Origin of the sequence: Novosphingobium sp. KN65.2, assembly GCF_001368935.1 — a bacterium.
GTDB classification, from domain to species: domain Bacteria; phylum Pseudomonadota; class Alphaproteobacteria; order Sphingomonadales; family Sphingomonadaceae; genus Novosphingobium; species Novosphingobium mathurense.
This window is the reverse complement of record NZ_CCBH010000174.1, coordinates 21551-33805: the sequence shown is the minus strand read 5'-3', so window position 1 is coordinate 33805 and position 12255 is coordinate 21551. Positions and strand designations below refer to the sequence as shown.

Sequence of the window (12255 nt, the reverse complement as noted above, 5' to 3'; positions counted from 1 at the left end):
TTGCTGTCAGGCAGAAAGCTCGTCGCTCATCGCGCGGGCAAGGACGACCATGAAGCGGTCATCGGCGTCGCACCAGGTCGACAACGGCTCCCACCCCCCGCCGAGCAGCAGTGTCGAGGCGCTGCGCATGTCGTACTTGTGACTGTTCTCGGTATGGATCGTCTCGCCCTCTTCCATGTCGAAACGTCGCCCGCAGACTTCGAAACCCATGTCCCGCTGCGCCACCAGATGCATCTCGATACGCGCATGCCGGTCGTTCCAGACGGCGCGATGACGCAGGGCATCGAGGGGGAGCGATCCGTCGAGTTCGCGATTGATCCGCGCGGCCAGGTTGAGGTTGAAGGCGGCGGTCACCCCGCGCGCGTCGTCATAGGCAGCTTCGAGGACCGGACGCGGCTTGACCCGGTCCATGCCGATCAGCAGCAGGCTTCCCGGCCCCAGCGTCTCGCGCATCGAGCGCAACAGGTCGATCGCCGCGCGCGGTTCCATGTTGCCGATGGTCGAGCCCGGAAAGAAGCCCAGCCGCCGTTCGCACTCCATGCCCTCGGGCAGCAGCGCGTCTATGGCAATGGGCTGCATGAAATCGGCCTCGGCCGGCACGATCGGCAGCTCGGGATAGCAATCTTCCAGCGGGGCGCAGGCATCGCGCAGGAAGTCGCCCGAGATGTCGATGGGCACATAGGCGCTGGGCGCCGCGGCATCGAGCAACAGCGGCGTCTTGGTCGCGCTGCCCGCACCGAATTCCACGATGACCCGGCCCGAGCCGACTGCGCGGGCGATCTCGTCCTGCCGGTCGGCGAGAATGCCGATCTCCGTGCGCGTGGGATAATATTCGTCGAGCCGGGTGATTTCCTCGAACAGTTCGCTGCCGCGCCGGTCGTAAAACCAGCGGGCGGGGATCGCCTTGCGCGTTTGGGATAGCCCTTGCAGCACCTCTGCCCGGAATTGCGCCTGGAGTGCATCGCGCGGTACTTCGGATAGGCAGGATGCGGCAGTGGCCATGACTTACAGATCCCTTGCTAGACGCAGGCCGGTGAACTGCCAGCGTTGATACGGTTGAAAGAAATTGCGGTAAGTGGCGCGCGAATGCCCGCGCGGCGTGGCACAGCTGGCACCCTTGAGGACACACTGACCGCTCATGAACTTGCCGTTGTACTCTCCCACCGCACCCTCTGCCGGGCGGAAGCGGGGATAGGGAAGATAGGCCGAGCGGGTCCATTGCCAGCAGTCGCCGAAGAGCTGGCCCGAACCCACCGGATGAACAGCAAGGCCATCGCATTGCACGCCCGCGGCGGGATCGCTGTCTCGCGCGGCGACTTCCCATTCGAACTCGGTAGGCAGCCGCATGCCCGCCCAGGTCGCGTAAGCGTCGGCTTCGTAATGGCTGATATGGGTGACCGGGGCTTCCGGATCGCGCACCCGCCAGCCTCCCAGCGTAAAGGCTTCGCCTTCGCGCCAGTAGAGGGGCGCGGCGATGGCGTTCTCCTGCACCCAGGCCCAACCATCCGACAGCCACAGACCCGCCGTGCGATAGCCCCCGTCCGCGATGAACGCGTCCCATTCCCGGTTGGTCACGAGGCGCGGGGACAGAGCGAAGGGTTCAAGCAGGACACGGTGGGCCGGGCCCTCGTTGTCGAATGCGAAGCCTGCGCCCTTGTGCCCGATCATCGCGATCCCGCCGGGATGCTCGATCCAGCCCAAGGCGCCCTCGCCGCGATCCATCACGCCGCTCGGCAGGTCGCCATAGGCCGGGCCCAGCGGATTGCGCCAGAGTGCATGTTTGATGTCGGTAAGCAGCAATTCCTGGTGCTGCTCCTCATGGGCGATCCCCAGCGCGATCAGGTCGGCCAGTTCCTCGCGCCCGAGCAGGCCTTCCATCGCTTCATCGACGTGGGCGCGATAGGCCAGCACCTCGTCGAGCGAGGGACGCGAAAGCATGCCCCGTGCGGCCCTGGCGTGGCGCTCGCCCTCAGCCTCGTAATAGGAATTGAACAGGTAGGGCCAGCGCTCGTCGAACAGGCGATAACCGCCCGGATGGTCGCGCAGCAGGAAGGTTTCGAAGAACCAGGTGGTATGCGCCAGGTGCCACTTGGCAGGCGATGCATCGGGCATCGACTGGATCGTCGCATCGGCATCCGAAAGCGGGGAGACCAGTGAAACACTGGCACTGCGCAAGGCCCGAAAGCGTTCGGACAGGCTGCGGGAGCGGCCCGCAGCGGACGAACTGTGCGCAAGGTCCATGGGAAGCCTAACGCCCTTGCGGCGCATTGGCTCCCCATTGGACCGATTTATTTATGCGGCCTGCTTGTGGTGCGCGGTCGCTTCGAGGTTGAGCAGGTCAGCCATTTCGAACGCGAGTTCGATCGACTGCGCGCCGTTGAGGCGCGGGTCGCAATGGGTGTGGTAGCGATCGGCCAGCGCCTCGTCGGTGATGGCGATGGCGCCGCCGGTGCACTCGGTCACGTCCTGACCGGTCATCTCGATGTGGATGCCGCCCGCATGGGTGCCCTCGGCGCGGTGAACGGCGAAGAAGCCGCGCACTTCGTTGAGGATGCGTTCGAACGGACGGGTCTTGAAACCCGACTCCGCCTTGATGACGTTGCCGTGCATCGGGTCGCAAGACCAGACGACCGGATGGCCTTCCGCCTTCACCGCGCGCACCAGCTTGGGCAGGCCGGCTTCGACCTTGTCATGGCCGAAGCGGCTGATGAGGGTCATACGGCCAGGCTCGCGCGAGGGGTTGAGCGTGTCGAGCATGCGCAGCAGCGCGTCCGGCTCAAGCGAGGGGCCGCACTTCATGCCAATGGGGTTGCCGACGCCGCGCAGGAATTCGACATGGGCCGATCCCTCGAAACGGGTGCGGTCGCCGATCCACAGCATGTGAGCCGAACAGTCGTACCAGTCGCCGGTAAGCGAATCGCGGCGGGTCAGTGCCTGCTCGTAAGGCAGCAGCAGCGCTTCGTGGCTGGTGTAGAAGCTGGTACCCTGCAGTTGCGGCACGGTCGTCGGATCGACGCCGCAGGCCGCCATGAAGTCCAGCGCCTCGCCGATGCGGTCCGCCATCTGCGAGAACTTCTCACCCCAGGGGCTGCGATCGATGTGATCGAGCGTCCACTGGTGAACCTGGCGCAGGTTCGCATAGCCGCCGCCCGCGAAAGCGCGCAGCAGATTGAGCGTCGCGGCCGACTGCGAGAAGGCGCGCAGCATGCGTTCCGGATCGTTGCGACGGGTTTCCGGGTCGAACTCGATGCCGTTGATGATATCGCCGAAGTAGCTGGGCAGTTCCAGGTCACCCGACTTTTCGGTCGGCGCGGAGCGCGGCTTGGCGAACTGGCCGGCCATGCGGCCGACCTTCACGACCGGCTGCTTGCTGGCGAAAGTCAGGACAACCGCCATCTGTAACAGCACGCGGAAGGTGTCGCGGATATTGTCCGGATGGAACTCGGCGAAGCTCTCGGCGCAGTCTCCGCCCTGGAGCAGGAAACCGCGGCCTTCGGCCACTTCGGCAAGGTCCTTCTTGAGCTCGCGCGCCTCGCCGGCAAAGACCAGCGGCGGGAACTTTGCGAGCGTGGCCTCGACCTCACTCAACTTCTCCGCATCGCCATAAACCGGAAGGTGGCGCGCTTCCTGCGCCTTCCAGCCATCCGGGGTCCAATTGCTAGCCACTTCGGTTACTCCTCAAGTCGCGCCTCTCTCCCGGGCGCGCGCAAGCTAATGTAAGGCGGGGCCCATACCCTCCCGAAGCAATTTTTGCAAAGCCGCTTTGCCCGATCAGTGTGATCGATTGCGCCCATATCTTGCGGAGCACGGCCCAAGGCCATGCTCCGCAACGATTTGCCCAGCCTGCTTCAGCGGCTGGCGATAGTTCCCGAATTCTTGCCTTCGGGCATGACTTCCAGCCGCCAGGAGGCATTCTTGCCCAGATAGCGGGCGGCGAGCGCCTGCATCTTTTCCGGGGTCGTTTCGGTATAGTCGTACAGAACCGTGCGGATCGTGCCGAAGCGCGAAGGCTCTTCGGTCGCGCCTTCAAGCTGGCTCATGAAGAACGAGGTGCTCGACGCCGCGCGCGTCACCTGCTGGCGCAGCGGTTCGGTCACGCGCGCCAGTTCATCGGCCGTCGGCGGGTTGTTGATCAGGTCCTGCGCAATCTCATCCGCGGTCTGGAAGAAGATCGAGACCGACTTGGGATCGACCTGCGCCATTGCCGTGATCGATCCGCCGGCCTGCAGGTCCACCGGCCAGGAGGAATAGACGTAGGGCGCATAGCTCACGCCCAGCTTCTCGCGCACGGCATCGAGCAGGCGATTGGTGAACAGCTGGGTGAGGATCTCGAGCTGGCGGGATTCGCGAATACCCATCGAACCGCCGCCGGTCGGCCAGGAGATGACCGCAGCCGCCTGGTCCGGGTCGCCATGGTGATGCAGCACGATCGGCTTGTCGGACGGGCGCGGCACGGAGACATTGGCAATGTCGGCAGTCGACGGGGCAGGCGTACGCGGCTTGAGCGCACCGAACGTCTTTTCCAGCGCCGCGATCGCCGCAGCCTTGTCGAAATCGCCGAAGATCTGCACTTCGACCGGGCCGTCGTGCAGCGCCTTGCCCCACACGCGCTTGAAGCCCTCCGGCGTGGTCGCTTCGATCTCGGCCGGGGTCGGCGTTGCGAAGCGCGGGTCCTCGCCGCGCTGGTAGAACTGCAGGTCACGGTTCAGTACGCCCTGCGGCGAAGTGGCGAAAGTATCGTACTGGATCTTGGCCGCGGCCTTCGCGCGCAGGAAGGGACTGCTATCCCACTTGGGCAGATCGAGTTTGGCGGCGAAAAGGTAAAGCTGGTCAGCCAGATCGGAAGGCCGCGTTTCGGCCGAGAACTGGAACGAGGCATCCTGCACGTCGAAGTCGAAGCCCATCTTGCGCCCGGTGGCGACACGGTCGAGATCTTCCTGGCCCAGCGTGGCAACGCCCGAACCGACCAGCGCGTACTGACCCAGCGTGATGTAGGGCGCATCCTTGGGATCGATCGAGCGATAACCGCCGCCGAAGCGCACCTTGACCATGACCCGGCCCGGCTCTTCCTGAACCGGCCAGAGCAGGACTTTCACGCCGTTGGCGAAAGTCAGTTCCTCGATGTCGAGCAGCCCGACCGGCAGTTCCGCCTCGGGCTTGGCCGGCTTGCCGATGGCCGGCAGCTTGTCGAAGGATACAGGGGCTGCATTGGCGGCAAGACGCACGCTCTCGTCCGGCTTGACCGGTTCCAGCAGGGCCTGGCGCAGTTCGCTATCGCTCGCCTGCCCTGCCTTCTGGGTGGTAAACAACGCGCGCGTCACGGTGCCCGCGAACAGCGCCCGCGTATGGTCGAGCACGGCCTTGGGCGTAAAGAGCGGCTTGGCTTCGCGGAAGATGCGCAGAACGTCTTGCGGCGCGGCAACCGTCTCGCGAATGTCGAGCGCATTGACGAGGTCGTCGGCCAGTTTCGAACCGGGCAGGATGCGCTGCTGCTCGACCGGCACCTGGTAGGCGACGTCCAGTTCGGCCACCTCGCGGTCGATCTCCTCCTGCGTCGGCGGACGGGTGACGGCATCGGCAATGACCGCGCGGACATCCTTGAGTGCGGCTTCCCAGTCGTCACCGAGCGGGGTTACCGACACGAAAGTCGCATCGGCCGAGCGCGAGACGTCGTCCTGATTGACGGCGGCCGACAGATAGCTGCCCCCTGCCCGTGCCTTCGATTCCAGGCGTCGGTTGATGATGGCCTGCGCGATCGAGTCGATCATCAGCCCCCGGTTGTAGACGATGTTGTCCGACACCTCCCGCCAGGGGCGCAGGATCGCGTACATCAGCGAAGGCGGCAGATCGGGTTCGACCAGCACGCGGGTTTCACCCACCGGGTTCCCGGGATCGGCCCGGGCCGGAGCTGCCGGATCGCCGAAGCTGGGCGCAGGTGTGCGCGCGCCGCCGACTTTCCAGCCACCGAACCACTTCTGCACATAGCTGGCCAGCGTAGCCGGATCGGCGTCCCCCGCCACGATCACCGCGACATTGTCGGGCCGGTACCAGCGCGAATAGAAGGCCCGGACCGACTGCGGCGTGGCCGAAGTCAGCGATTCCACGGTGCCGATCGGCTCGCGCTCGGAAAGCGGCTGACCGGCGTAGAAGACCTGCTGCATGGCCTCCTGCACCCGCTTCGAAGCGCCGCCGCGCTCGCGCATTTCTGAAAGTACGATCGGCAGGTCCGACTTGAGGTTGGAGGCCGACAGCGTGGGCGCGCTGACCATTCCCGACATGAGCTTGAAGGTCTCGTCGAGCGAAGCGGGCGTCGCGTCGGGCAAGTCCAGCTTGAATACCGTCTGCGTCGTCGAGGTCACGGCATTGGTATCGCTGCCGAAAGTCGCGCCGAGGCGCTGGAAGGCGGCGATCGCCGTGCCCTCGGGGATGTACTTGGACTGCCGGAACAGCATGTGTTCGAGAAGATGCGCATACCCGCGCTCGGAGTCCTTCTCGTACAGAGAGCCGGCATCGACGCGGATGCGGATGGACACCTGCCCGGGCGGCACGCCGTTCTTGCGCACCGCATAGCGCAGACCGTTCGAAAGCTCGCCGAAATGCCAGTCCGGATCGTGCGGGATATCGGTGCCGCGGTAGAGCCACGGGTCACTGTCGTCGAGCTTTGCCGGGGCGGCAACATCCTGCGCGAGAACGGGCTGGACCGGGACCTGGCCGAGCAGCAGGAGGCAGGCGAGCGAGCGAGCGGCGGCGCGCGAATAATTCGTCATCCCGCAAGCTATAGGACCGCCCAGCCTTAAGGACCAGTGAATAGCGCGGAAAAGCCTGCCGGAACTGCTCAATTCGGGCACCTTGCACCGCCGCTGCACTTGACCCGCCGCCGACATTACCTAAATCCCACTCACCATGTTCATTGAAACCGAAACCACGCCCAATCCCGCCACGCTCAAGTTCCTGCCCGGTCGGCAGGTCATGACCGGCGGGACGCGCGAATTCACCTCGCCAGAAGACGCCGGCGCCTCCCCCCTCGCCGAAGCGCTGTTCGATCTGGGCGACGTGACCGGCGTGTTTTTCGGACAGGAGTTCATTTCCGTAACCGCAGCGCCCGGCGTCGAATGGCCGGGCCTCAAGCCCCAGGTCGTCTCGATCCTGCTTGACCATTTCGTTTCGGAAGCTCCGCTCTTCGTCGGTGGAGACGCCAGCGGCATTGCCGTGCCGGCCGACGCGGACGAGGATTTCGGAGACGATCCGGCCGATGCCGACATCGTTGCGCAGATCAAGGACCTGATCGAGACGCGCGTGCGCCCGGCCGTTGCCAACGACGGCGGCGACATCATCTATCGCGGCTACCGCGAGGGCGTCGTCTACCTGGCGATGCAAGGCGCCTGTTCCGGCTGCCCGTCCTCCACCGCGACGCTCAAGCATGGCATCGAAAGCCTGCTCAAGCACTACGTCCCGGAAGTCAGCGAAGTGCGAGCCGCGTGAGCCGGCGCAATACCGCGCGCTGAGCCGCCGTGACTGCAGACGACCAGTTCGACAACCCCAGACCCGAAAGCATGCGGACTCTCGTAATCGACAGCGCTACCGAGGCTTGTTCGGTTGCCTTGTTCGACGGTGGCAACCTTGTCGCCGGAGAATTTCGCATGCTCGGCAGGGGCCACGCCGAGGCACTGGTGCCGATGATTTCGGCCCTGCCCGAACGCGGCCGCGCCGATTGCATTGCCGTGGCGCTGGGCCCGGGCAGCTTCACCGGCGTGCGCGTGGGGCTGGCGACGGCCCGTGCGCTGGCACTGGCATGGGGAGCCGAGACGCGCGGCTACTCCAGTCTTGCAATGATAGCGTCAATGGCCCGCGCCGAGCATGGCGAAGTCCCGGTCGCAGTTGCCATGACCGGCGGGCACGGAGAATGGTTCACCCAGGGCTTTGCGCCCAACGGCGAAACGACCCGCCCCCTCGCCTCGCTCAAGCCGGATGTCGCCGCGCAGGCCAGCACCGAAGCGCTGGTCGCCGGCAACCAGGCCAAGGCCCTCGTCGACAAGCGCGGAAACGGCGATGCGCTCGAGATCTGGCCGGACGCGCGCGCATTTGCCCGGTTGCCGCAACAGGCATTCCTGGCCGACCTGCACCCGGTCTATGGCCGTGAACCCGACGCAAAACTTCCGCTGGCGAAGCAGGTATGAACGACGACATCGATCGGCTCATGGCGGTCATGTCCGCCGGATTTGACCCGATCTGGGGCGAAGCCTGGAACCGTCGGCAGGTCGAAGACGCCATTGCATTCGGATTCACCCATTACTTCCTGATTTCGCCGGATGGCAAACCGGTGCCCGAAGGTGAAATTGCGGCGGGCTTTTCTCTGTCGCGCACCGGATTCGAAGAAGAAGAACTGCTGCTTCTTGCGGTCCGCCCGGAATACCGCAGACGTGGCCTCGGCCTCATCATGCTCAATTCTTTACGCGAGGCCGCCCGCGCCAGAGGCGCGAAACGCCTGCTGCTTGAAATGAGAAGAGGTAATCCGGCCGAATCTCTTTATAAATATTTCGGATTCAGCGAAATCGGCGAACGGCCGGACTACTATCGAACAGCCGATGGTCAGCGGATCGATGCAATTACGTTCGCCTGCGACATCTCAAGGTAAGGCGCTACAAATTGATGCAAGTGATTTGAACTCATCTACGATTGCATCCGAATCGATGAAATGAACTTGTATTCCTGAAAGAAATGGTTCAGTGGACCGGCTGGCTAGTGTAAGCTCGCCCAATCCCCCCAGTAATGCGGTCGCAAAGAGGTCCAAACATGGAAAACATCCAAAACGATACCAATGAAACGTTGATCACTCTGACGTCCGACATCGTCGCGGCGCATGTAAGCAACAACAGCGTTTCCGTCGAAGATCTGCCCTCGCTGATCACCAACGTCTACGGCGCCCTTTCCGGACTTGGCAGCACTGCGGCGGTCGAAGAAGAAAAGCCCGAACCGGCAGTATCCGTGCGCGCTTCGGTGAAGCCGGACTACATTATCTGTCTTGAAGACGGCAAGAAGCTGAAGATGCTCAAGCGTCACCTCATGACCCACTACAACATGACTCCGGAAGAATATCGCGCGCGCTGGAACCTGCCCGCCGACTATCCGATGGTCGCTCCCAACTATGCCGAAAAGCGTCGCGAACTCGCGAAGAAGATCGGTCTCGGCCGCAAGCCCAACGCTCGTCGTGGACGAAAGCCCAAGGCTGCCGCCTGATTAACCGACTCACGGTTGAGATTCCGGGCGCATCGGCCTAACGTGGCCGGTGCGCCCTACTTATTTTGACAGGTCACACGTGCACCAACCCATCGACCTCGAAGCTCTTTGTCATGAACGTGGTCTTCGGATCACCGATCAGCGCCGAGTCATTGCAAAAGTTCTTTCCGAAAGTACCGATCACCCGGATGTGGAGAAACTCCACGATCGCGCCACGGCCATCGACCCGGGCATTTCGATTGCCACGGTTTACCGCACCGTTCGCCTGTTCGAGGAAGCGGGCATCCTCGATCGCCACGATTTCGGTGACGGACGCGCCCGTTACGAAGCTGCGCCCGAAGCCCACCACGACCACATGATCGACGTCGAAACAGGCGCGGTCATCGAATTCGTCGACCCGGAACTGGAAGCCCTGCAACGCCAGATCGCCGAGAAGCTGGGTTTCCGGCTTGTCGATCACCGCATGGAACTGTTCGGCGTCAGGATCGACCGCGAGGACGGTGAAGTCCGCAAGTAACATCTCGGACCTGGCCCACCGCCAGCGCATTGCGCCGCTGGGCTGGGTCCTGATTGCCTGCCGGATCGCTCTCCTGCTGGCTTGCGTGGTGACATGCGTCCCACTCTATTACCTCTGCTTACCCTTCACTGCGGCCAACCCGGCACCCCGGCTGTTCCTCAGGCTCGTAGCAGCCGTTGTCGGTCTGCGCCTGAAGACAACCGGCGAACACCCTGCTCCCAGCGCATTCTTCCTCGCCAACCATGTGAGCTGGCTGGACATTCCCGCCATTGCAGGCGTCACCGGGTCCGCCTTCGTAGCGCATGACGGGTTGGCTTCGATCGGCCCGCTACGCTGGCTGTGTGCCATGAACGATACCGTCTTCATCGCCCGGCACGACCGCCGCAGCGTCGCGGCCCAGGTCCATCAGGTGCGCGAGGCCCTGCACGACACCGGCGCGCTGACGATCTTTCCGGAAGGCACGACGGGCGATGGCACCCAGTTGCTGCCCTTCAAGTCCTCGCTGCTCTCCGCGATCGATGCCGACACCGAACACGTGCCGGTCCAGCCGGTCTGGCTCGACTATGGCCCGCGCGTGCAGGACGTCGCCTGGGTCGGCAGCGAGCCGGGCCTTGCCAATGCCATGAAAATCCTGGCGCGGTGGCGACCGATACCGCTCACCATCCATTTCCTGCCCCCGCTGCTCGGGGAGGAACGCACCGACCGCAAGGCAATCGCCCGCGCCGCGCGCGCGCGAATCGATGCCGTCATGCAAAAGGACTGAGCGGAGCCTGGCGCCCCGCCCGGTCGCTTTACCGATGCCTGGAAATCAGCGGGTCGCGTTGTAGGCGAGTTGGCTGTCGTCGAGCTGGAAGCCAACCAGCACTTCGAACGAGGCGCGCGCCAGCGCAGCCTTGACGGTCGGGTCCGCCAGCGGATCGAGCGCAGCATCGCTTTCGCCCGCCTTGCGCTTGCGGGTAATCTGGTCCCGGATTTCCGGCGGCAGGGTTGCAGCAGCGCGATCGATGTAGGCAATGCCGGTGCCCTGCGCCTGCGCGCGGGCCTGCCCGTCCGCGAAGTTGAGCGTCACGCTGCCGACTCGCTTGGAAATCACCGAAGTGCCGCCCTGCAGGACAGTCACGAAGTAAGGCAGCGTCACCTGACGCGCACCGCTCGTGTCGGTACGGTTGGCAAGGACCTGGAAGCTGACGTTCGCCGTAACCTTGTCACCCACTTCCTCGTTGCACTGGCTGCGCACGTCGGTCATCGCCGCAACGACGTCGAGGTTTGCCGCCGTGCGATCGCCGGCATTGCGGAACAGCGTCACATCGCCGGTGTAGTTGGGAATACCCACGGCCGGGCAGCGGCTGCGCACCGCGGTGATGCCTACGCCGGAGTCGACCACGATCTCACCCTTCTTGGCACAACCGCTGAGCCCGGTCAGCGCGGCGGCGGAGCAGAGAATTGTGGCAGTCAATCGGCGTGCATTCATCTTGGCTTCCTCGAATGGCATGCGCTTGCCCTAGCGATGCAAGCGGCAAAGCGCTAGAGGCGGCAACATGAATGCCCCCTTTCCGTCCACGAGCAAGCTGCCATTGCGGCTCCTTATCGCTGCCCCGCGCGGATTCTGCGCCGGAGTCGACCGCGCCATCGAGATCGTCGAGCGCGCGCTCGAGATCTACGGCGCGCCCGTCTATGTCCGACACGAGATCGTCCATAACAAGTTCGTGGTCGATGGGCTCAAGGCCAAGGGCGCGGTCTTCGTCGAGACCGTCGACGACGTACCCGACGGGGTCCCGGTAATCTTCAGCGCGCACGGCGTTCCCAAGTCGGTGCCGGCCAAGGCTACCGAGCGCGGGCTGGAATGGCTCGACGCCACTTGCCCGCTGGTCAGCAAGGTCCATCGCCAGGCCGAACGCCAGATCGAGGCCGGACGCCACATCCTGTTCATCGGCCATGCCGGACACCCCGAAGTCATCGGTACCTTCGGCCAGGTTCCCGAAGGCAACATGACGCTGGTGGAAACCGTCGCGGACGTCGCGCGCCTGCCCTTCGGCCCGCAGGACGAACTTTCCTACCTCTCGCAGACGACGCTCTCGGTCGACGATACCGCGCAGATCATCGCCGCAATCCAGGAACGCTACCCGCAGGTCGTTGCGCCCAAGGCCGAGGACATCTGCTACGCGACTTCCAACCGCCAGGCAGCGGTCAAGGAAGTGGCACCCAAGTGTCAGCTGATGTTCGTGATCGGCGCGCCCAACAGTTCCAACTCACTGCGCCTCGTCGAGGTCGCCCAGCGTGCCGGGGCCTGTGCGCAGCTGATCCAGCGCGCCACCGACATCGATCCGCGCTGGCTCGATGGCGTCGAGACCGTGGGCATCACCGCCGGCGCGTCCGCGCCCGAGGAACTGGTCAACGAAGTCATCGCCCGCCTCAAGGAACTGCGGCAGGTCGATCAGGAAGAAGTGGTGACCGAAAAGGAGCACATCACTTTCAAGCTTCCGCGCCAGCTCGTGCGCTGA

General features: G+C 64.4%; 12 protein-coding genes. 7 read left to right on the top strand and 5 right to left on the bottom strand.

Features of this window, described 5'->3' with window-relative positions; all coding sequences use genetic code 11:
* Positions 1-6 precede the first annotated feature (6 nt).
* The 4 genes from egtD to SPHV1_RS17170 form a co-directional block, all read right to left on the bottom strand.
* Complete coding sequence (egtD, locus tag SPHV1_RS17185) at positions 7-1002, bottom strand: L-histidine N(alpha)-methyltransferase (RefSeq protein ID WP_054947257.1); 996 nt, start codon at positions 1000-1002, stop codon at positions 7-9.
* Positions 1003-1005: 3 nt separating this feature from the next.
* Positions 1006-2241 (bottom strand): ergothioneine biosynthesis protein EgtB, encoded by a 1236-nt coding sequence (egtB, locus tag SPHV1_RS17180; RefSeq protein WP_054947256.1) that lies wholly within the window; start codon positions 2239-2241, stop codon positions 1006-1008.
* Between the two features lie 51 nt (positions 2242-2292).
* Positions 2293-3666 carry a class II 3-deoxy-7-phosphoheptulonate synthase gene (locus SPHV1_RS17175; RefSeq protein WP_054947255.1) on the bottom strand — a complete coding sequence of 458 codons (1374 nt, stop codon included), beginning with the start codon at positions 3664-3666 and terminating at the stop codon, positions 2293-2295.
* Between the two features lie 182 nt (positions 3667-3848).
* Positions 3849-6767 carry a pitrilysin family protein gene (locus tag SPHV1_RS17170; RefSeq protein WP_054947254.1) on the bottom strand — a complete coding sequence of 973 codons (2919 nt, stop codon included), beginning with the start codon at positions 6765-6767 and terminating at the stop codon, positions 3849-3851.
* Positions 6768-6903: 136 nt separating this feature from the next.
* On the opposite strand from SPHV1_RS17170, the gene SPHV1_RS17165 reads away from it, so the two are divergent.
* The 6 genes from SPHV1_RS17165 to SPHV1_RS17140 all read left to right on the top strand — a co-directional run bounded on the left by SPHV1_RS17165 (position 6904) and on the right by SPHV1_RS17140 (position 10517).
* Positions 6904-7482, top strand: a complete 579-nt coding sequence (locus tag SPHV1_RS17165) for a NifU family protein (RefSeq protein ID WP_054947253.1) — start codon at positions 6904-6906, stop codon at positions 7480-7482.
* Positions 7483-7553: 71 nt separating this feature from the next.
* Positions 7554-8177, top strand: coding sequence for a tRNA (adenosine(37)-N6)-threonylcarbamoyltransferase complex dimerization subunit type 1 TsaB (tsaB, locus tag SPHV1_RS17160; RefSeq protein ID WP_054947252.1), 624 nt, complete (start codon positions 7554-7556; stop codon positions 8175-8177).
* On the top strand, positions 8174-8635 hold the full coding sequence (locus SPHV1_RS17155; protein ID WP_054947251.1) for a GNAT family N-acetyltransferase: 462 nt from the start codon (positions 8174-8176) through the stop codon (positions 8633-8635). The genes tsaB and SPHV1_RS17155 overlap by 4 nt, the downstream gene beginning before the upstream one ends.
* Before the next feature lie 158 nt (positions 8636-8793).
* Positions 8794-9237 (top strand): MucR family transcriptional regulator, encoded by a 444-nt coding sequence (locus SPHV1_RS17150; protein WP_054947250.1) that lies wholly within the window; start codon positions 8794-8796, stop codon positions 9235-9237.
* A 79-nt stretch (positions 9238-9316) separates the two neighbouring features.
* Positions 9317-9754: a Fur family transcriptional regulator gene (locus SPHV1_RS17145; protein ID WP_054947249.1), complete on the top strand. Its 438-nt coding sequence runs from the start codon at positions 9317-9319 to the stop codon at positions 9752-9754.
* Entirely contained in the window at positions 9738-10517 is a 780-nt protein-coding gene (locus SPHV1_RS17140; RefSeq protein ID WP_054947248.1) for a 1-acyl-sn-glycerol-3-phosphate acyltransferase, read from the top strand. The genes SPHV1_RS17145 and SPHV1_RS17140 overlap by 17 nt, the downstream gene beginning before the upstream one ends.
* A 45-nt stretch (positions 10518-10562) precedes the next feature.
* Here the strand turns inward: SPHV1_RS17140 and SPHV1_RS17135 are convergent, their stop codons facing one another.
* On the bottom strand, positions 10563-11225 hold the full coding sequence (locus SPHV1_RS17135) for a hypothetical protein (RefSeq protein WP_054947319.1): 663 nt from the start codon (positions 11223-11225) through the stop codon (positions 10563-10565).
* Positions 11226-11292: 67 nt separating this feature from the next.
* On the opposite strand from SPHV1_RS17135, the gene ispH reads away from it, so the two are divergent.
* Positions 11293-12255, top strand: coding sequence for a 4-hydroxy-3-methylbut-2-enyl diphosphate reductase (gene ispH, locus SPHV1_RS17130; RefSeq protein WP_054947247.1), 963 nt, complete (start codon positions 11293-11295; stop codon positions 12253-12255).